The 18659-nt window shown below is 66.6% G+C and carries 19 protein-coding genes and 1 tRNA gene; 10 read left to right on the top strand and 10 right to left on the bottom strand.

The window, feature by feature from the left end:
• The first annotated feature begins 8 nt into the window (after window positions 1-8).
• Complete coding sequence (locus GD627_RS01610) at window positions 9-455, top strand: VOC family protein (RefSeq protein WP_152271075.1); 447 nt, start codon at window positions 9-11, stop codon at window positions 453-455.
• On the opposite strand, the gene rlmN is transcribed toward GD627_RS01610, so the two are convergent.
• Window positions 452-1696 carry a dual-specificity RNA methyltransferase RlmN gene (rlmN, locus tag GD627_RS01605; protein WP_146360065.1) on the bottom strand — a complete coding sequence of 415 codons (1245 nt, stop codon included), beginning with the start codon at window positions 1694-1696 and terminating at the stop codon, window positions 452-454. The genes GD627_RS01610 and rlmN overlap by 4 nt on opposite strands.
• Window positions 1697-1825: 129 nt before the next feature.
• Here rlmN and GD627_RS01600 point away from each other — a divergent pair, with 129 nt between their 5' ends.
• Window positions 1826-2344, top strand: a complete 519-nt coding sequence (locus GD627_RS01600) for a GNAT family N-acetyltransferase (protein ID WP_152271074.1) — start codon at window positions 1826-1828, stop codon at window positions 2342-2344.
• A 28-nt stretch (window positions 2345-2372) separates the two neighbouring features.
• Here the strand turns inward: GD627_RS01600 and GD627_RS01595 are convergent, their stop codons facing one another.
• Window positions 2373-2855 carry a nucleoside deaminase gene (locus tag GD627_RS01595; protein WP_152271073.1) on the bottom strand — a complete coding sequence of 161 codons (483 nt, stop codon included), beginning with the start codon at window positions 2853-2855 and terminating at the stop codon, window positions 2373-2375.
• A gap of 243 nt (window positions 2856-3098) precedes the next feature.
• Here GD627_RS01595 and GD627_RS01590 point away from each other — a divergent pair, with 243 nt between their 5' ends.
• Window positions 3099-3572 carry a VOC family protein gene (locus GD627_RS01590; RefSeq protein ID WP_194265923.1) on the top strand — a complete coding sequence of 158 codons (474 nt, stop codon included), beginning with the start codon at window positions 3099-3101 and terminating at the stop codon, window positions 3570-3572.
• 59 nt (window positions 3573-3631) lie between these two features.
• Here the strand turns inward: GD627_RS01590 and GD627_RS01585 are convergent, their stop codons facing one another.
• The 4 genes from GD627_RS01585 to GD627_RS01570 form a co-directional block, all read right to left on the bottom strand.
• Complete coding sequence (locus GD627_RS01585; RefSeq protein WP_186764152.1) at window positions 3632-4525, bottom strand: carbohydrate ABC transporter permease; 894 nt, start codon at window positions 4523-4525, stop codon at window positions 3632-3634.
• A gap of 4 nt (window positions 4526-4529) precedes the next feature.
• Complete coding sequence (locus GD627_RS01580) at window positions 4530-5474, bottom strand: carbohydrate ABC transporter permease (protein ID WP_152271072.1); 945 nt, start codon at window positions 5472-5474, stop codon at window positions 4530-4532.
• Entirely contained in the window at window positions 5474-6856 is a 1383-nt protein-coding gene (locus tag GD627_RS01575) for an ABC transporter substrate-binding protein (RefSeq protein ID WP_152271071.1), read from the bottom strand. Before GD627_RS01575 ends, GD627_RS01580 begins: the two co-directional genes overlap by 1 nt.
• A 150-nt stretch (window positions 6857-7006) precedes the next feature.
• Window positions 7007-7900: an alanyl-tRNA editing protein gene (locus GD627_RS01570; protein ID WP_152271070.1), complete on the bottom strand. Its 894-nt coding sequence runs from the start codon at window positions 7898-7900 to the stop codon at window positions 7007-7009.
• Window positions 7901-7993: 93 nt separating this feature from the next.
• On the opposite strand from GD627_RS01570, the gene GD627_RS01565 reads away from it, so the two are divergent.
• The 6 genes from GD627_RS01565 to GD627_RS01540 all read left to right on the top strand — a co-directional run bounded on the left by GD627_RS01565 (window position 7994) and on the right by GD627_RS01540 (window position 13914).
• A tRNA-Met gene (locus tag GD627_RS01565) sits at window positions 7994-8070 on the top strand.
• 158 nt (window positions 8071-8228) lie between these two features.
• Window positions 8229-8849 (top strand): (2Fe-2S)-binding protein, encoded by a 621-nt coding sequence (locus tag GD627_RS01560; RefSeq protein WP_152271069.1) that lies wholly within the window; start codon window positions 8229-8231, stop codon window positions 8847-8849.
• Window positions 8846-9925 (top strand): FAD binding domain-containing protein, encoded by a 1080-nt coding sequence (locus GD627_RS01555; protein ID WP_152271068.1) that lies wholly within the window; start codon window positions 8846-8848, stop codon window positions 9923-9925. Before GD627_RS01560 ends, GD627_RS01555 begins: the two co-directional genes overlap by 4 nt.
• Window positions 9922-12006, top strand: a complete 2085-nt coding sequence (locus tag GD627_RS01550; RefSeq protein ID WP_152271067.1) for a xanthine dehydrogenase family protein molybdopterin-binding subunit — start codon at window positions 9922-9924, stop codon at window positions 12004-12006. The genes GD627_RS01555 and GD627_RS01550 overlap by 4 nt, the downstream gene beginning before the upstream one ends.
• 50 nt (window positions 12007-12056) lie before the next feature.
• Window positions 12057-12704 carry a GNAT family N-acetyltransferase gene (locus tag GD627_RS01545; RefSeq protein WP_152271066.1) on the top strand — a complete coding sequence of 216 codons (648 nt, stop codon included), beginning with the start codon at window positions 12057-12059 and terminating at the stop codon, window positions 12702-12704.
• Between the two features lie 52 nt (window positions 12705-12756).
• Entirely contained in the window at window positions 12757-13914 is a 1158-nt protein-coding gene (locus GD627_RS01540; RefSeq protein ID WP_246165257.1) for an alpha-hydroxy-acid oxidizing protein, read from the top strand.
• A 14-nt stretch (window positions 13915-13928) separates the two neighbouring features.
• Here the strand turns inward: GD627_RS01540 and GD627_RS01535 are convergent, their stop codons facing one another.
• Together GD627_RS01535 and GD627_RS01530 are read right to left on the bottom strand one after the other, a co-directional pair.
• Complete coding sequence (locus GD627_RS01535) at window positions 13929-14558, bottom strand: TetR/AcrR family transcriptional regulator (RefSeq protein WP_152271065.1); 630 nt, start codon at window positions 14556-14558, stop codon at window positions 13929-13931.
• 235 nt (window positions 14559-14793) lie between these two features.
• The gene (locus GD627_RS01530) at window positions 14794-15606 is read right to left on the bottom strand and encodes a DUF1295 domain-containing protein (RefSeq protein ID WP_152271064.1); all 813 of its coding nucleotides are present in this window, start codon (window positions 15604-15606) and stop codon (window positions 14794-14796) included.
• 128 nt (window positions 15607-15734) lie between these two features.
• On the opposite strand from GD627_RS01530, the gene GD627_RS01525 reads away from it, so the two are divergent.
• Complete coding sequence (locus GD627_RS01525; protein WP_146360031.1) at window positions 15735-16262, top strand: GNAT family N-acetyltransferase; 528 nt, start codon at window positions 15735-15737, stop codon at window positions 16260-16262.
• A gap of 7 nt (window positions 16263-16269) precedes the next feature.
• On the opposite strand, the gene GD627_RS01520 is transcribed toward GD627_RS01525, so the two are convergent.
• Both GD627_RS01520 and GD627_RS01515 read right to left on the bottom strand, forming a co-directional pair.
• Complete coding sequence (locus tag GD627_RS01520) at window positions 16270-17760, bottom strand: sensor histidine kinase (protein ID WP_246165255.1); 1491 nt, start codon at window positions 17758-17760, stop codon at window positions 16270-16272.
• A gap of 53 nt (window positions 17761-17813) precedes the next feature.
• Window positions 17814-18563 (bottom strand): response regulator transcription factor, encoded by a 750-nt coding sequence (locus GD627_RS01515; RefSeq protein WP_152271063.1) that lies wholly within the window; start codon window positions 18561-18563, stop codon window positions 17814-17816.
• Window positions 18564-18659: the final 96 nt, after the last annotated feature.

Here is an 18659-nt window from a genome sequence, read left to right as displayed (position 1 = left end):
GTTACCCCATGGCCGAATACCCTCAGCTGCTTCATACGGTTTTGGACGCTCCCGATGTGCGGGGGCTGGCGGAGTTTTACCGTCGGCTCCTGGGCCTCCGCTACCGGCCGGGGGATGAGACGGCGCCGGATGGAACGGCCGACGACGCCGATTGGCTAACGCTGACGGACGCACACGGCAGCCCCCGGCTGGCCTTCCAGCATGTCGATCAGCTCAAGCGGACAACATGGCCCCGGCCGGAGGTGCCCATGCAGCTGCACCTCGACCTCACGGTCCCCGATCGGAAGTCCCTCACGGACCAACATGGCAGGGCATTGGCGCTCGGGGCCGAGCTGCTTTTTGACCGCACGGACGACCCCGAGGAGCCCTTATACGTCTACGCCGATCCGGCGGGACATCCGTTCTGCATCTTTGTCCGCGGACCCGGAACGTCGGCCGCGCCCGGCGCCGGTTAGTCCGCCGCAGCCAGCTGGCCGCAGGCGCCGTCGATTTCCTTGCCGCGGGTGTCGCGGATGGTGGTCGGGATACCGGCATCGATCAGGTGGTTGATGAATTCGGAGATGACCTCGGGCTCCGGGGACGTCCAGATGGACCCGGGCGTGGGGTTCAGCGGAATGGGGTTTACATGCACCCAGCCGCGGCCGCGGGCATTGAGCTTCTTGGCCAGCAGGTCCGCGCGCCAGGCGTGGTCATTCATGTCCTTGATCAGGGCGTACTCGATGGAGACGCGGCGGCCGGTGACGCGGTAGTAGTTGTACGCGGCGTCCAGCGCCTCGTCCACCTTCCAGCGGCTGTTGACCGGGATCAGCTCGTCGCGCAGCTCGTCGTCCGGAGCGTGCAGGCTCAGCGCGAAGGTCACCGGGATGTTCTCCTCGGCGAGCTTCTTGATGGCGGGCACCAGGCCCACGGTGGAGACGGTGATGTTCCGGGCGCTCATGCCCAGGCCTTCGGGAACTTCGGCGGCCATCCGGTGCACGGCGTTCATGACCCGCTTGTAGTTGGCCAGCGGCTCACCCATGCCCATGAAAACAATGTTGGTGACTCGCTCGGCGTCGTGGCCGCCGTCGCGCCGCTTGCCGCCGAGGCCGCCTTCCTTGATCACCCGGTTGGCCTGGACAATCTGGTCCAGGATTTCCGCGGTGGACATGTTGCGGGTCAGGCCGGCCTGGCCGGTGGCGCAGAACGGGCAGTTCATGCCGCAGCCGCACTGGCTGGACACGCACAGGGTGATCCGGCCGGGGTAGCGCATCAGCACGGACTCCACGAGGGAGCCGTCGAAGAGGCGCCAGAGGAACTTGATCGTGTCCCCGTTGTCAGTGGTCAGGCGCTTGATCTCGGTGAGCAGCGTGGGGAACATCTCACCCACCAGCTCGTCACGGCGGTCCTTGGGGAGGTCGCTCATGGCTTCCGGATCGGTGGTGTAGTGCTGGAAGTAATGCACCGACAGCTGCTTGGCGCGGAACGCCGGCAGGCCCAGGGACTTCAGCTTCTCCTGGCGCTCGGCCAGCGTCATGTCAGCCAGGTGGGCCGGCGGCTGGGAGACGCGCGGGGACTTGAACTGAAGCAGCGGGCGGCCGTCCGGTTCCTTGGCCTGTTCCCAACCCTCCGTGGCAGGGCGGACCTGCGGTCCGGTAGCGGTGGGAAGCGCGCGGGCAGTGCGCTGCTTTTTTGCGGGGGTGATTTCGAGGCTTGACATCGGCACCATTCTCGCACGGTTCGCACGTCCGGAACATTCCTTTTGCCCGTCGGCCACATCACGGAAACACCGGCGAAACCCTCCGCTCCTAGCGTGGTGCCATACCCCTTTTGGCCGGCTGGAGGCAGCATGTCGGATTTACGACCCTTATCCGGGTTCCGTTCCTACTCGACCCCGCACCTGCGGATCCGGGAAGTGCCGTGGAGCAACCCGGTGGGCGCGGACCTGCGCGAAGCCCAGCAGGCCGAACTCGATGCCCGCCACGGCACCGGCCATCGCGACCCGAACCCTCCCTGCGCGGCGGATTCCGCGGTTTTCCTGGTCGCCTACGAGCGCAGCACCGGACAGCCGCTCGGCTGCGGCGGGCTCCACCGGACGGACAGCACGACGGCGGAAATCAAGCGGGTGTATGTCCTGCCCTATGCGCGCGGGGCGGGGGTTGCGACGGCGGTCCTCGTGGCGCTGGAGGACCGGGCGAAACAGATGGGATTCGCGGTGCTGACCGCGGAGGCCGGCTCGGCGCAGCCGGACGGGCACCGCTTTTATGAGAACGGCGGCTACCGGGTGGTGCCGAATTTCGGTGCGTACATCATGTCCGACGGGTCCACCTGCTTCGCCAAGACCATTGGACCCGTCCTGCCCCTGTAGCCGGCCGGGGTTGTCCGCTGCGGGCGGCTCAGTAGTCGATGCGGGCCGCAGCCGCGGTCCAGGCATCGAAAGGGGCCATGGCCGGGCTGTCCTCCACGGCAAGCTGCGTCACCTGCATGGAACGCTGCTCCAAAGGGGTCTCGAAGTATTCGTAGAAGGCGGCGTCGTCAAACCCCGCGCCCGCAGCGTCATGCCGGTCTGCTGCGTACACCACCCGCTCCACGCGGGCCCACAGCGAGGATGCCAGGCACATGGGGCACGGCTCACAGCTGGTGTAGAGCACCGCGCCCGTGAGGTCGAAGGTGCCCAGGGTGGCGCAGGCATTGCGGATGGCAGTGACCTCTGCGTGGGCGGTGGGATCGTTGTTCGCCGTCACCCGGTTCACGCCCTCGAAGGCGGCACCTTCCGCGGTGACGACGACGGCGCCGAACGGGCCGCCGTCGTCCGCCACGTTCTCGGTGGCGAGCTGGATGGCCCGGGCCAGATACATGCTGTCCGAAGTGGTGTTCATTGGCTTCTTCCTTGGTCCTGATGCACCGCTGATGCAGATGTGCCAGGTAGATGGCCGGAGAATCCGGCCCGCCTTCGCAGGTGTGAGATTAGCAGTTTTCGGCCAGCGCAGCGAAGACGGGTCCGTCACGAACTGACAAAGGCTTTTTGGTGCGGGCGGGCGGGGACCGTGCTTCCGGCCATCCGTTGTCACCGGCCCGCGGCGGTGGGAACGTGTTGCTATCCACCCTTGAAAGGACCCGTCATGGAACGCATGATCTTCCCCAATCTCCCCGTTGCGGACCTGCAGGCGGCCGAGCGGTTCTATTTGGGACTCGGCTTTGCCAAGGACCCGCAGTTCAGCAATGACCGGGGCACCGCCGTCGTGATTTCCGACAGCATTGTGGTGATGCTGCTGCAGCAGGACTTCTATCAGGGGTTCCTCCCCGAGGGCGACACCCCGCACCTCGCCTCCGCCGGCAAGGAAGTGCTGAACTGCATCAGCTGTGACAGCCGCGAGGAAGTGGACCGCATCCTGGCCGCCTGCACCACGGGCGGCGGCGCGGTTTATCTCCCGGCCGAGGAACGGATGCCGGGCATGTACAGCGGCTCCGCCACGGATCCGGACGGGCATGTCTGGGAGTTCCTGTGGATGGACCCGGCCAACGCCGAACCGCCCGAAAGGACCTTCGAGGTTTCCTCGAATGCCACCGTGCAGGAGCAGGACTCCGCGCTCTAGGCGGCCGGGAGCGGGGCCGCCCCGCTCCCCGGTTCCTTCTTCCCCTGTGGCAGCGTTTCCTATTTGACTGCGCCCATGGACAGACCGCGCACCAGCTGCTTCTGCGCCACCCATCCCGCGATCACCACGGGCAACGAGGCCAGGACCGACGCCGCAGACAGCTGTGCCAGGAACAGGCCTTCACTGGTCATCTGCGACACCAGGAAGACCGGCACCGTGGCGGATTTGCCCGCCGTGAGGATGAGCGCGAAGAAAAACTCGTTCCACGCGAAAATCACGCAGATCAGGGCGGTGGCGGCCAGTCCCGGTGCCACCATCGGCATCAGCACCCGCCACAGCGTTTTCAGCAGGCCCGCACCGTCCATCTGGGCCGCTTCCAGAACTTCTCCGGGCACCTCCAGGAAGAAGGAACGCATCATCCAGACGGCAATCGGAAGGTTCATCGACGTGTACAGCACCACCAGGGTCCAGACGTTGTCCAGGACCTTCAGCTGGCCGGCGATGACGTAGATGGGCATAATCACTGCCACGACCGGCAGCATGCGGGTGGAGATGAAGAAGAACAGCACATCGGAGGTTTTTTTCACCGGCCGGATGCTCACTGCGTAAGCGGCGGGCACGGCGAGCGCCACCACCAGGATGGTGGAGACACCCGTGGCGATGGCTGAATTGGCGAAATAGCTTCCGGCCCCGCTGCCCAGCACGGCACGGTATTGGTCCAGGGTGGGGGCGAAGAAAAAGATCGGCGGATCGGACGCTGCGGCGGACTCCTGCTTGAAGGACGTCAGCACCATCCACAGCACGGGTGAGAAGAAAACCAGGGCGAGCACCCAGGTCACCGTGGTCAGGATCGGCCCGCTGTTGAACCGGCGGGCCGGCTTCCGCACGGTCCGGCGCGCCGGATCGGCCGCCTTGGGGGCGGGCGGGGTAGGGGCAGCTGTTTCAGTAGCCACGTCGTCAGTCCTTTACGTCGAAGCTTCGGAAGATCAGGCGGAGGGCAAGGGTTGCAACGATCATGGTGGCAATGACCACCACAACGCCCATGGCTGCGGCCTGGCCCACGTCAAAGCCGAGGAAGGCGCGCTGGTAGATGTAGAACGGCAGGTTGGCGCTTGCCGTACCGGGGCCGCCGGCGGTCATCAGGTAGATCTGGTCGAAGGTGTTGACCACGTAAATGGCCCCCAGCAGGACGCCCAGTTCAATGTAGCGGCGCAGCTGCGGAAGGGTGACGGAGATAAAGGTCCGCCACCAGCCGGCACCGTCCACCTGCGCGGCCTCCAGCACGTCCTTGGACTGCGACTGCAGCCCGGACAGGACAAGCAGCATCATGAACGGCGTCCACTGCCACACCAGGGCCATCAAAATGGAGGCGATCGGATGCTGCGAGGTCCAGTCCACCGGCGGGATTCCCACCAGGCCGATCACCCAGTTCAACAGTCCGTACGTGGGGTTGAGGATGGACATGGACCACAGCAGTGCACTGGCCACGGGCATGATCAAAAAGGGCGTAATGAGCAGCGTCCGTACAATTCCGCGGCCGGCAAAGGACCGGTCGAGCAGCAGCGCGAAAACGATGCCCAGAAGCATGGCAAAGAAGACGCAGCCCACGGTGAAGAGGACGCTGTTGAGTGCGGCACGGCGGAAGGTGGAATCCGCGAAGATGTCCACATAGTTGGACAGCCCCACGAAGCGGTCTCCTTCGGGGCGAAGCAGGTTCCAGTTCTGCAGCGAGTACCAGAGCGTAAACAGGAACGGGACCTGCGTGACAATCAGCGTGAAGATCAGCGCGGGCAGCAGCGGCAGCCGCCGCCGCCATCCTTCCGCCGATGACAGGCCCCCGGCCTTCCGCTCCGTAGCGGACTTGCGGGCACGGATCTGCTGGCGGGCAACCAAGGTAGACATCAACTGCCTCCGTCCTGGTAGCTTTCAGCCACCGTTTCGGCATAGCTCTGGGATTGCTCCAGGGCTTCCTGCACTGTCTGCTGGCCGGCAATTGCAGCCGATATCTGCTGCGCTACGCGGGTGCCCAGGTCCTGGAATTCGGGAATACCCACAAACTGGAGCCCGGTGTACGGCACGGGCTTGACCATGCTGTCCTCCTGCGAGGCTCCCGCCATGGCTGTCAGCGTCGGTTCCGCGTACGCCTTGGCGACCTCCGCGTACTCTGGGATCTCGTAGGTGGAGAGCCGGCTGCCGGGCGGCACCCGCTCCCAGCCGATCTTTTCGCCGACCAACCGGATGTACTCCTTGTCCGTCATCCAGGACACAAAGTCCCACGCCTCGTCTTTAGAGTCGCTCGTCGCCGGTATGGCCAGGGACCAGCTGTAGAGCCATCCCGAGGAATCCGTTTCCTGCACCGGGGCGGGTGCGTACCCGTTCTTGCCGACCACCAGGGAGGAGGCGGGATCCTCCACGGAGGACACCATGGCCGTGGCGTCGTACCACATGGCGGCGTTGCCCTGGCTGTACCGGGTGATGCAGTCCCCGTATCCGCTGGTGGCGGCGCCGGCCTGCCCATGGGCCTGGACCAGATTGACGTAATCGGTGACCGCGGCCTCCACCTCCGGGGAATCCAGGGTGGCGTTCCAATTCTCGTCGAACCAGCGTCCGCCGTAGGTGTTGATCATGGTGTCCAGCGGGGCCATGACTTCACCCCAGCCCGCCAGCCCGCGCAGGCACACCCCGTCCATGTCCTTGTCCGGGTCATCCAGCTTTTCCGCGAAGTTCCGGATGTCATCCCAGGTCGGTTTCGCCGGCATGGTGAGGCCCGCTTCCTCGAACAGGTCCGTACGGTAAGCCACAAACGAGGATTCTCCGTAGAAGGGCACGGAGTAGAGGTCCCCTTCGTAGCTGAGTGCCTCGCGGATGGTCGGCACAAAATCATCAGGGTCGTAACCCTCGGTGGAGTCCGCGTACTCCTGAAGATTGGTAATCCAGCCGTTTTCCGCCCACATGGAAGTTTCGTAATTGGAAATCATCACGACGTCGAATTCCCCGCCCTGGGTCGCGACGGACGCAGTGATCTTCGCGCGGGCCTCGTTTTCGGGAAGCGAAACGAACCGGGCGTCAATGTCCGGGTACTGGGCCTCGAATTCATCCTGAAGCGTGATGGCGTCCTGCATCTGCGGATTGGAAACGATCGCCACGACTATTTCCTGGTTGCCGTCGGCTTCACTGCCTCCGCAGCCGGTCAGCACAAGCGCCGCGACGGCTGCTCCCGCCGCACCGGCGCGGATCCTGGGACGCTTCCGGCGGCGAATTTGCCGATTTATTCGTAATCCCATCTGGTTTCCTCGGCTCATTTGAGATTTTGGATACCGCCCGCTCGGGCGTGGAACTACTTTTACGCGCACAGGGCGCGAAAGTTCTACCCCTGCCGGACCCGGACAGGAACAAACCCCTCAAAATCTGCACGAAGGATAAAGCGCGGGCGTCTACGCAGGTAATTTGGCGGGAACGCAGCGGGTTTCCATGATCACTTCCGCCGCGCTTCCCTCCCCGGCATTGAGGATCAGCCGGATTGTCATCTCCGATACCTCTTTCAAGGAGGAAAGGTGCGTTCCGCCGCAGGGAATGCGAACCTCCCCGCCGGGCAATGCGCAGACCCAGCGGCGCATGCCGGTCAGGAGTTCCGATTCCCGCTCGATGCGCACCTCGGCGCCGGAGGCCACCCACTCGGCCAGGGTGGCGTTCACCCCCGCTTCCACGGCAGCCGTATCCGCCAGCAATGCCTCCGGCAGGAATCCCTTCCGGCGCAGGGATTTCCCCAGCCGGTAGACGTCGACGGACCCGTAGGCATCGATGGTGGAGGTCTCGATTGCCAGGGCGTCGAAGTTCGGGTTGCCGGCGGCGTCGGCCTGCACGTCCTTTTTCCAGGCTGTGGCCAGCTGCCGGTTCAGGGCCAGCGAGGCCAGGTGGCAGGCGGTGTGCCCCGCGGAGAGTGCAGTCCGGCGGTGACCGTCCACCTGGATGTCCACCCGCTGCCCTTCCGCAAGTCCGGCCTCTCCGGGCACCACATGGACCACCAGGAACACCCAGCCCTCGGTGCCCTTGCGGACGGGAACCTGCCCGCCCAGGAACAGTGCGGACTGGTCCGTGGCCCCCACTACGCACTCCAGCACCGGTACCTCGCGGCCATCCGGCGTCGTCAGTGTCGCAAGGTCAGCGCCCTGGTCCGGCCAGGCCGCATCCACGGGATGTACCGGGGTGGTGTCCAGAAGCACCGCCGACCTCCCGTCCGGCAGGGCTTCGACGTGCAGGACGGTTCCGGTGCCCGTCAACGCTCCGGCGGGATAAGTGACGGTTGTATCAATTTTCGGCAGGCTCACGGGCCCCAGCCTAGCGAATCCTGCCGCGTCGACTGTGACTGCGGCCACTGGATTACACTGTGCGGCAAATCTACGGTAAAGTTGAGACCACGCCGCGGGGTGGAGCAGTTCGGTAGCTCGCTGGGCTCATAACCCAGAGGTCGCAAGTTCAAATCTTGCCCCCGCAACCACGTGAGAATCCCGATCCGGAACACCGGATCGGGATTTTTTGTGCCCGCGTCCGGTTCCGCGGCCGCCGGCCCTCCCTCGGCGGCCATGCTTGTCTCCATTCCACTTCCTCGGATAGGTTGCGGGGAAGATCCGTTGTGGAGAGGTGGCCAAAGCACTGATGGAAGCCGAAATTACGTTGCAGGTGGACGGTATCCCGCGCACCCTGACGCTGGATACCAGGACCACTGTGCTGGACGCACTGCGCGACAGGCTCGGCGTGACGAGCCCCAAGAAAGGCTGCGATCACGGCCAGTGCGGCGCCTGTACGGTCCTGCTGGACGGCCGGCGCGCCAATTCCTGCCTCACCCTGGCCGTGGCCCACGACGGCGCGGACATCACTACGGCTGAAGGCCTGGCCGGCCGCACCCCGGACGGGGGCCTGCATCCGGTACAGCGCGCGTTCCTGGAACACGACGGATTCCAGTGCGGCTACTGCACCCCCGGCCAGGTCTGCTCCGCCGCCGGCATCATCGAAGAAGCAGCCGCCGGCCACCCCTCGGGGGCCACCGGCAACCTGCAGACCGAAGGCGGCATTGAACTCACCGACGCCGAGATCCGCGAGCGCATGAGCGGAAACCTCTGCCGCTGCGGGGCGTATGCCAACATCGTGGCCGCCGTCCGGCAGGCCGCCGAAGCCGCCGAAGAACGGCGGGGCGGGGCGGCCGACCCCGGGCAGCCGGCAGTGGTGGACTCGCCGACCGCCGCGTCCATGCCCGCACACCCCGAGGAGCGGCCATGATTCCCTTCGACTACCGGCGCGCCGAGGATGCCGCGTCCGCCGTCGCGCTCGTCACCGGCCACCCGGAAGCAGCCTTCCTGGCCGGCGGCACCAATCTGGTGGACCGGATGAAGCTGGGTGTGGCTGAACCGGCGATGCTGGTGGACATCAGCCGGCTGCCGCTGGACACAGTGGATGTGCAGGCTGACGGCCGGGTGCGGATCGGCACCAACGTCCGCAATGCGGATCTGGCCGCCAACACCCATATCCGGCTCCGTTATCCGGCCCTGTCCCAGGCGCTGCTCGCCGGCGCGTCCGGGCAGCTCCGGAACCTCGCCACCACCGGCGGCAACCTGCTCCAGCGGACCCGCTGCGTGTACTTCCAGAACCCTTCCACCCCGTGCAACAAGCGTGAACCGGGTACAGGCTGTTCCGCCGTGGACGGCTACACCCGCTATCACGCCATCCTGGGCGCCTCCGAGGACTGCGTAGCCACCCACCCCTCGGACATGGCCGTGGCTCTGGCCGCCCTCGACGCCGCCGTGGTGGTATTGGGTCCCGGCGGCGAACGGGTGATCCCGGTCAGCGACTTCCACCGGCTCCCCGGCACCGAGCCGCAGCTGGACACCGTGCTCGCGCACGGGGAGCTGGTTACCGCCGTCGAACTGCCGCCGGCACCGCCCCGGTCCGCCTACCGTAAGGTCCGGGACCGTGCCTCGTATGCCTTCGCCCTGGTTTCCGTCGCTGCCGCGCTGGAGCTGGAAGACGACGACGCCGCCGTACCGGTGATCCGCGACGTGCGCATCGCTCTCGGCGGAGTGGCCCACAAACCCTGGCGTGCCCTGCAGGCGGAGGCAGTGCTGCGCGGGGCTGAGGCCACCGATGCCAACTTCCGGGCCGCGGCGGACGCCGAGCTGCGGCAGGCCAGGCCGCTGGGTGACAACGGGTTCAAGCTGCCGATGGTCCGCAACACCCTGGCGGCCGTCCTGCGTGATCTCACCGGCGTCCCGGCTCCGGACGCGGGCGCCGCTGGAACCGATCATCCCGAGGGTCCGGACGGGCCCCGCGGCACCGGCTGGGAGGACACCACCCCATGACCAACCTCATCCCCGCCTCCGCCATCGGCACGGCGTATGAACGGCTCGACGGCGAACTCAAGGTCACCGGCACCGCGCCCTACGCGTATGAACAGCCGGTCGAACGCCCCCTGCACCTGTATCCGGTCCTGTCCACCATTGCGCGGGGCACCGTGGAACGAGTGGACACCGCCGAGGCCGAAGCCGTCCCGGGCGTGCTGACCGTCCTGACACCCGAAACCGCGCCGCGCCTGGCGGATACCTCGGACCGGGAGCTGGCCGTCCTGCAGGACAGCACAGTGGGATACCGCGGGCAGATTGTGGCCGCCGTACTGGCCGAAACCCCGGAAACCGCCCGGCAGGCAGCAGACCTGGTCAGGGTCCGGTACGCCGCCGAACCGTTCAGCGCCCATCTGCGCGCGGACGACCCGGCACTTTACGCCCCCGAGGAACTCAATGCCGGCACCCCGACGGACAGCAGCCAGGGCGATGTGGAAGCCGCCTTCGAGACGGCGGCCCTGACGATCGAGCAGACCTACTCCACACCCGCCGAACACAACAATCCCCTGGAACCCCACGCCACCGTGGCGCAGTGGGACGGGACCCTGTTGACCCTCTGGGACTCCACCCAGGGGGTCCATGCGGTCAAGGGCACGCTGGCGCAGGTCCTGGGCCTGGAAGAGGAGCAGGTCCGGGTCATCGCCCCGCACGTGGGCGGCGGCTTCGGCTCCAAGGGCATGCCGCACGTGCACGTGGTGATGGCGGCCCTGGCTGCGCAGTGCACCGAGGGCCGGCCGGTGAAGTTCCCGGTCAGCCGCCAGCACATGTATTCGCTGACCAGCCACCGCACGCCCACCATCCAGCGGATCCGGCTGGGCGCGGCCGACGACGGTAGGCTGACCGCCATGTCCCTGGACATTGTGGAGCACACCTCCAGGATTAAGGAATTCGCGGAACAGACACCGGCGCCGTTCCGGATGATGTACGCCTCCCCCAACCGGCGGACCACCACCCGGCTGGCGCCGCTGGACATTCCGGTGCCGTCCTGGATGCGGGCACCGGGTGAATGCCCGGGTATGTTCGGGCCCGAGGTGGCCATGGATGAACTCGCCGCTGCGGCGGGACTGGACCCGATTGAACTGCGCCGCCGGAACGAGCCGGAGACCGACCCGGAAACCGGCAAACCCTGGTCCAGCAGGCATCTGATGGAATGCTTCGACCTGGGCGCGGAACGCTTCGGCTGGGACCGCCGGGTCACCCGGCCGCGTTCGGTGCAGGAGGACGGCTGGCTGGTGGGGATGGGCACGGCCAGTGCCGTCTATCCCTTCATGCGCCAGCCCTCCAACACTGCCCGGATCAGCTATGAACAGGACGGGATCTATTCGGTGCAGATCGGCGCCGCGGATATCGGCACCGGCGCCTGGACGGCCCTCACGCAGATTGCCGCGGATGCCCTGCGGGTGCCGATCGACCGCGTCCGGCTCGGCATCGGCGACACCCGGTTCCCGGCCGCCAGCGTGGCCGGCGGATCCTCCGGCACAGCGAGCTGGGGCGGCACGATCATCGCCGCAGCACACGCGTTCCGTGCCGACCACGGCGAACACCCCTCGCCCGGCGCCGCCACCGAAGCGGATGCCCCCGAGGATCCCGAAGCACAGGACTTCGCCCTCTACTCCTTCGGCGCGCATTTCGCCGAGGTGCGGATCTCCGCAGACACCGGAGAAATCCGGGTGCCGAGGATGCTGGGCGTTTTCTCCCCCGGACGGATCATCAATCCGCGTACTGCCCGGTCCCAGTTCCTGGGTGGAATGACCATGGGCCTGGGCATGGCACTGCATGAGCAGAGCATCCTGGATCCGCGGTTCGGCATCTTCGTCAATCACGACCTCGCCGAGTACCACATCCCAACCAGCGCGGATGTGCTGGACATGGACGCCGTGTGGATTGAGGACGTGGATGAACACGCCGGGCCGCTGGGCGCCCGCGGGATCGGGGAGATCGGGATTGTGGGCAGCGCGGCGGCCATTGCCAATGCCGCCTACAACGCCTCGGGCATCCGGGTGCGGGACCTGCCGCTGACGCCGGACAAGTTCTTGGCGTAACGAAGTGCCGCAGGCGGGATGGACGGCCCGCGATCTGCAACACTGGCGCCATGACTGCCGTACGGCCCCTTCCCGCCGTCCTGACCGGACGGTTTGTCCGGCTGGAACCGCTCACAGCGGACCTGCTGCCGGCCCTGCACCGGGCCATCGCGGTGCCCGAGGTATTTGCCGGCGGCTACGGCGGCGGCCCGGCAGGGCTCCGCGAGGACCTGCGCGGGTTCACCGAGTGGGCGCGCACGTTCTACCGGTGGAACGAGCTGCCCTTTGCGGTCCGGCTGCTCACAGGCTCCGGGGCCGGTTTCGTGGTGGGGACCAGCAGCCTCGCTGACCTGGACCTGCGCACCGAGTCCGCCCAGCTGGGATGGACGGCCTATGCCCCTTCCGTCTGGGGCACGGCCGTAAACGTAGAAACGAAGCTGCTGCTGCTGGGGCACGCCTTCGCCGCCGGCTGCGGCCGTATCACCATCCAGGCGGACTCCCGCAACGAGCGTTCCCGCGCCGCGATCAGTGGAATGGGCGGGGTTTTCGAGGGCATCCGCCGCCGGGACAGGCGCCGCGCGGACGGCAGCTGGCGGGACACGGCGGTGTACTCCGTCCTTGCGGAGGAATGGCCGCAGGTCCGGTCCGGGCTCGAACAGCGGCTGGACCGGTTTGCCGGCTCAGCGGGTCGCACCGAGGAACAGGGCACCCTGGAGTAGCCTTTCGCACAGGCATTCCGGCGACGGCGCCGGAACGGAAACGGGGACAATCGTGAGCGGCAACTTCGGCGACTATCAGCTCGGCATCTACATGAACGGCGCACGGGGAGTGCTGCCGGATCTGCCCATGGGCTATGCAGCCATGGAGGAAGTTGCCGCAGGCCGGATGGATCCCCGGATCCTCGGCTATGTCGCCGGCGGGGCCGGGAACGAGCACACCCAGCGCGCCAACGTGGCCGCCTTCGAGCGGCTGGGCATCATGCCGCGGATGCTGGTCGGGGCGGCGCAGCGCAGCCTGGGCATCGAGTTCCTGGGGCATAAGCTGCCGACGCCGCTGTTCTTTGCGCCCGTGGGGGTGCTGGGCGCGGTGGCGGAGGACGGCGATCTGGCCACCGCGGCGTCGTCGGCGGAACTGGGCATACCCATGGTGGCCTCAACCCTGTCGCAGGCTCCGCTGGAACAGGTCCGCGCCGCCGCCGGGGACACCCCGGGGTTCTTCCAGCTGTACCCGCCGGCTGACCGTGAACTCGCGGAAAGCCTGGTCCACCGCGCCGAGGCCGCCGGCTACTCCGGCATCGTCATTACCCTGGACACCTGGGTCAACGGCTGGCGGCCGCGGGACCTGAGCGCCGCGTACCTGCCGATGCTCTCCGGGCAGTGCCTGGCCAACTACGGAACCGATGACCGGTTCCGGAAGCTGCTGGCGGAACAGGGTTCCGACGATCCTGCTGCTGCGGTGATGCTCTGGGCCTCACTGTTCGGCAACCCCACTATGACGTGGGAGGACCTGGCCTGGTTCCGGTCCCTGACCTCGCTGCCGATCATCCTCAAGGGCATCTGCTCGCCGGAGGACACCCGGCGGGCCCTCGACGGCGGCATGGACGGCATCTACTGCTCCAACCACGGCGGCCGGCAGGCGAACGGCGGCATTCCGGCGATCGACTGCCTGCCCGGTGTCGTCGAGGCGGCCGACGGCGCCCCGGTGCTTTTCGATTCCGGTGTGCGGTCCGGCGTGGATGCGCTGCGGGCGCTGGCACTGGGCGCGACGGCGGTGGGCATCGGCCGGCCCTACGTCTACGGCCTGGCCGCCGGCGGGCAGGCCGGAATCACCCATGTCATGCGCAGTCTGCTTGCCGAAGCGGACCTGACCATGGCCGTCAACGGTTATCCGGACCTGGACTCCCTGCGCGGCAGCCTGCACCGGCTCTAGGAACCCCGGCCGGGCTACGGCGCCGGAGGGAAGCCGTCGCGCGGCCACCAGGCGGGCAGCAGGTTCCGCAGCGATCCCAGCCAGGCCTCGGCGTCGTCGTCGTCGCCGGCCACCCACTGCTCGAACCAGGAGGAGTAGGCGCCGCCCAAATACCCTGCGGTGACCTCCAGGTTGAGTGCGGGCAGTACACCGTGCGCAGCCCACACGTGCAGTGCCAGAAGGATGCGTGCGCGCAGGTCCTCGGCGAGGACACTGTGGAATGTCCCGGTGTGGAACAGGGCCCGGTATACCCGCTGCTCCCTCTTGGTGTGCTGCAGGATGTCACGAATGGATTGGACGTAGAGCTCGCCGATTTCCGCAATGGTCCGCCCGGTACCCCGCTGGTCCAGGTCTATGGTCCCCAGCCGGTCCACCAGGCCCGCGTAAACGAACGCGGCAAAATCGAAAATGTTCCGGTAATGACCGTAGAACGTGGTGCGGTGCACCCCGGCCTTCCGGCAGAGCGCCGACACGCTGATGTCTGCCAGCTCCAGCTCACGAAGCAACTCCCACAGGCCAGCCTCAAGTGCTTCCCGGGTACGGGCTATCCGGGGTTCATCCGGTGAGGGACGCCGGAGGGGCTTGGAATCTTCCGGTGCAGGCATGGGATTAATCTTCGCAGATACACCTAAGGGCCCTGCCAAAGCAGAGCCCTCAGATGCCGCGGCGCTGGGGGACGCCGCAGGCTTTTTTGATATTCATGGCCCGATAGCTGGCTATCGCTGTTCACGTAGCGCTAAACGGGCGGTTCCTTTATCCTGCCCTATTCAACAGGTGTAGAAGAAATCGTCAGCGGCCGGATGACGTAAATGTGATGGACGAGATTCGGCGGCCGGCAGGTCACTGCACCTCCGCCCGGAACCGCGGCGGCAGGGGGATTACCGCCGAGGTCCGCTTCTGGTAGCCGGCATATGCCGGATACCGGCTGCGGGAAATACTTTCGGTGAAGGCCGTGGAACCGGCAAAAAGGAGAGTCAGCAGCACTGCCCCCAGAACCGTCCAATGCAGCCAGGAACCCGTGGCCGCAATGGCGAAACCATAGAACACCCACCACTGGGCCTGTTCAAAGAAGAAGTTGGGGTGGCGTGAAAAGCGGAACAGGCCGGTCTGGAGGAACCCCGGATCCGGGGTGTGCCCGGCGGCACGCTGGGACTTTTTCCACTGCTGGAAGTTCCACTGCTGCTGGTCGGCGAGGGTCTCCCCCGCCAGTGCGGCGAGGAATGCCGCCGCCAATACCCAGTCCCAGAAGGTCAGCGGGCCGGGATTGCGGAACACGGTGACCACGGGAAGGGTCATGAACCAGATGATGGCGTTCTGGTAGATGCTGATGAAAGCCAGGTTGAATACCTGGAACTGCCAGGGCCGCAGCCGGGACTGCAGGATGCCCCACCGGTAATCCTCTCCCCCGGGCGCGTATCCACCCTTGCGGGCGAAGTTGAAGGTGAGCCGGGCGCCCCAGAGGGTCACCAGTACGGCCATCAGGACTACGCGTGGATCCCCGCCGGAGGCCGCGGCGAACACCCACAGGTAGGCCAGCGGGGCGAGGGACCAGATGCGGTCCGTCCAGGAGTACTCCCGTGTGGCGAGGGAAAGCAGCCAGGTGCCGGCGGACGTGGCAACAAATATCCAGAAGCTGATGCGAACCGGGTCCATTCTTGTCAGGATACGGACGCCCGTTCCCCTGTGGGAGCCCTTCCGGCCATAAGCGGTGCCCACCGGCAAACGCCGCCCATCGCCGCTAAATAAACGGCCCTGCAGTTCAGCGGGCATACGATATCCCGATGGCAACCCTGATGAGCCCCGATGCCCGTTTCCGCGAAAGCTGGCTTGCTGCCGCGGAAGAGTTCAATGGAGAGTCCATGGACGGGTCCGGCGTGTACGGAGAAAACCCGCTCGAGCGCGTCCGCACCGAAATTTCCGATGATTTTTCCGCATTCGTGGAGGGGCTGCTTGCGGAACGGCTGGCGGAAACACCCCGACCGGAGGGTTATGTCCCCTGCACCTACCTCTGGTTGGTGGAGAATGATGAATTCCTCGGGTCCCTGGCCATCCGGCACACCTTGAATGACTTCCTTTTCGAGCAGGGAGGCCACATCGGCTACAGCGTGCGGCCCTCGGCTCGGCGGCAGGGACATGCATCCCGCGCCCTGCATGATGCCCTCCCGGCCGCCTACGACCTGGGCATCAGTGCACTGCTGATCACCTGCGCCGAAACCAACACCGGGTCCCGGGCCGTTATCGAGAAAAACGGCGGCGTCTACGAGGACACCCGGGACGGCACACGCCGGTACTGGATCACCCCGAGCTAGCCGCAGGCTACCCGGAGGTGTCCATGCCGGGAAGTGGAAAGGCGACGGTAAACCGCGTCCATCCGGGCTCGCTCCGGACGTCGATGGTGCCCCCGTTGGCGGCAACCAGGGCCTGCACTATGGCCAGGCCGAGGCCGCTGCTGGGTGACCCGCTGGTGGTTCCGGAGCGGGCGGAATCCGCCTTGCTGAAACGGGCAAACAGCGCGTTCATGAACTCCGGGGCGATGCCTTGACCGTTGTCTGTGACGGTGACTACGGCTTCTCCGCCGGCAGTCCTCAGGCCGACTTCCACGCGCGCCCCGGGAGCCGTGTGCTTGTGTGCGTTGGAGAGCAGGTTGGTCAGCACCTGCCGCAGCTCGGACTCAACCGCGGCAACCACCACGGGCTCGTCCGGAAGGGTCAGGATCCAGTGGTCCTCCGGTGCCGACACCTGCGCGTCCCTGGTGGCTTCCACCACCAGCTCGGTGAGGTCCACATCGGAGAGTTTCCCGCGCCGGCCCTCGTCCAGCCTGGCCAGCAGCAGCAGGTTTTCCACCAGTGCCGACAACCGTTTGGCCTCGTTGTCCACCCGTTCGAGGGCGGACCGCCCCGAAGGGCTGACGCGCTCGCTGAGCAGGACCAGCTCGGTGTACCCGCGGATGGAGGTCAGCGGAGTGCGCAGTTCATGACTGGCATCCGCCACGAACTGCCGCACCTTCGTCTCGCTGGCCTGGCGGGCTCGCAGGGCATTGGTGATGTGGTCGATCATGCCGTTCAGGGCCAGGCCCACAGTGCCCACCTCGGACCCCGGCTGCGCAGCCGCAGGCGGTACCCGGTCCGGAACCTGCACCTCTCCGGAAGCCAGGGGAAGCTTCGATACCGAGGTGGCCACCGCGGCAAGCTGGTCCAGCGGGCGCAGCGAGCGGCGGATGATCACGGTGCCGGCAACGCCGGTGACCAGGAGTCCTGCCAGGGACAGCACCGCCATGGTGAGATCCAGCGAGGCCAGGGTACTGTCGCGCTGGTCCGTAGCAAGCCCGCCCACCCGCACCGCATTACCATCCTCGGTTCCCGGCGGCGCGGGGAACGCATCCACCCGGTAACTGCCAATGGACAGGGCCAGGTCCTGCGGACCGCGATCCGGGTCCACACCCGCCAGCAGCGTCAGGTCATTCTCTTCCAGCTGCCGGGCCACACCGTCGTCGAGCACAAGGGTGGACCGGCTGGGCTCGCCGTCGATGAAAACGGCATTCAGGGAACCGGGACGCAGGCCCACCAGGTTCTGGCCCTCCCGGGGAAGCGAGGTTCCGGGGTTCCCTGATCCGCCGTCCTGCGCCGGTACGGAACTATCCCGCGGGGCCGCTCCCCCGCGGAACCCGGCCCGGTCCGCAGAACGTTCCAGGCTGGCGTCGAGCACGCCGGTGAGGTACTGGTTCATGGCCACATGGCCGAACACCCCGATCGCGGCACAGATAGCCGTCAGGAGGGCGAGGGTGGCCACAATCAGCTTCGTGCGCAAGGGGTGGCTGCGGAAGCCGGGGCGCTGTCGGGCTGCCGGGAGCCCGGACGTGCTCACGCGGCCGCCGGTTTGAGAACGTATCCCACGCCGCGGACGGTGTGGATCATGGGCGGGCGGCCGGCGTCGATCTTCTTGCGCAGATACGAGATGTACAGTTCCACGATGTTCGCCTGGCCGCCGAAATCATAGTTCCAGACGTTGGCCAGGATCTGCGCCTTGCTCAGGACCCGCTTCGGGTTCTCCATGAGGTAGCGCAGCAGCTCCCACTGCGTGTTGGTCAAGGAAATGTCCTCACCGTTCCTGGAGACTTCCCGGGTTTCCCTGTTCATCACCAGGTCTCCGACCACCAGTTCAGCGGAGGCCGACGCCGCCGCCCCCGAGCGCTGCACCAGACGATGCAGGCGGAGCATGAGTTCCTCCATGCTGAACGGCTTGGTGACATAGTCATCCCCGCCCGCGGCCAGGCCGGAAATCCGGTCCTCCACGGCATCCCTAGCGGTCAGGAACAGGGCAGGAACCCGGGGAGAAAAGGCACGGATCTTATTCAGTGCCTCCAGCCCGTCCACCCCAGGCATCATGACATCCAGCACCAGGACATCCGGGCGGAACTCGCGGGCGTCGGCTATGGCTTGCTGCCCGTCCGCAGCCGTGTGAACGTTCCACCCCATCATGCGCAGGCCCATGCTGACCAGTTCCGCCAGGTTTGCCTCGTCATCCACCACGAGGGCCCGGATGGAACTGCCGTCAGGGTGGGCCAGCCGCGGGAGGCTGCCCGCTGGGGACGGGGACGGCGCGTCTGCCATGGGTGCTTTCCTTTGACTCTGGGCCCTTCAACCGGCTCGGACCTCGAGCCTAAACCACAGGTGAACATGTCCGGCATGGACCGGACCTGTTCGAAA

It is taken from the genome of Arthrobacter yangruifuii (assembly GCF_009192775.1).
GTDB lineage: Bacteria > Actinomycetota > Actinomycetes > Actinomycetales > Micrococcaceae > Arthrobacter_B > Arthrobacter_B yangruifuii.
This window is presented reverse-complemented; position numbering and strand designations above follow the sequence as displayed.

Coding starts and splice junctions, on each gene's coding strand:
- GD627_RS01610 (WP_152271075.1), top strand. CDS start 9: ATGGCCGAATACCCTCAGCTGCTTCATACGGTTTTGGACGCTCCCGAT.
- rlmN (WP_146360065.1), bottom strand. CDS start 1,696: ATGTCAAGCCTCGAAATCACCCCCGCAAAAAAGCAGCGCACTGCCCGC.
- GD627_RS01600 (WP_152271074.1), top strand. CDS start 1,826: ATGTCGGATTTACGACCCTTATCCGGGTTCCGTTCCTACTCGACCCCG.
- GD627_RS01595 (WP_152271073.1), bottom strand. CDS start 2,855: ATGAACACCACTTCGGACAGCATGTATCTGGCCCGGGCCATCCAGCTC.
- GD627_RS01590 (WP_194265923.1), top strand. CDS start 3,099: ATGGAACGCATGATCTTCCCCAATCTCCCCGTTGCGGACCTGCAGGCG.
- GD627_RS01580 (WP_152271072.1), bottom strand. CDS start 5,474: ATGTCTACCTTGGTTGCCCGCCAGCAGATCCGTGCCCGCAAGTCCGCT.
- GD627_RS01575 (WP_152271071.1), bottom strand. CDS start 6,856: ATGGGATTACGAATAAATCGGCAAATTCGCCGCCGGAAGCGTCCCAGG.
- GD627_RS01560 (WP_152271069.1), top strand. CDS start 8,229: ATGGAAGCCGAAATTACGTTGCAGGTGGACGGTATCCCGCGCACCCTG.
- GD627_RS01555 (WP_152271068.1), top strand. CDS start 8,846: ATGATTCCCTTCGACTACCGGCGCGCCGAGGATGCCGCGTCCGCCGTC.
- GD627_RS01550 (WP_152271067.1), top strand. CDS start 9,922: ATGACCAACCTCATCCCCGCCTCCGCCATCGGCACGGCGTATGAACGG.
- GD627_RS01545 (WP_152271066.1), top strand. CDS start 12,057: ATGACTGCCGTACGGCCCCTTCCCGCCGTCCTGACCGGACGGTTTGTC.
- GD627_RS01535 (WP_152271065.1), bottom strand. CDS start 14,558: ATGCCTGCACCGGAAGATTCCAAGCCCCTCCGGCGTCCCTCACCGGAT.
- GD627_RS01530 (WP_152271064.1), bottom strand. CDS start 15,606: ATGGACCCGGTTCGCATCAGCTTCTGGATATTTGTTGCCACGTCCGCC.
- GD627_RS01525 (WP_146360031.1), top strand. CDS start 15,735: ATGGCAACCCTGATGAGCCCCGATGCCCGTTTCCGCGAAAGCTGGCTT.
- GD627_RS01515 (WP_152271063.1), bottom strand. CDS start 18,563: ATGGCAGACGCGCCGTCCCCGTCCCCAGCGGGCAGCCTCCCGCGGCTG.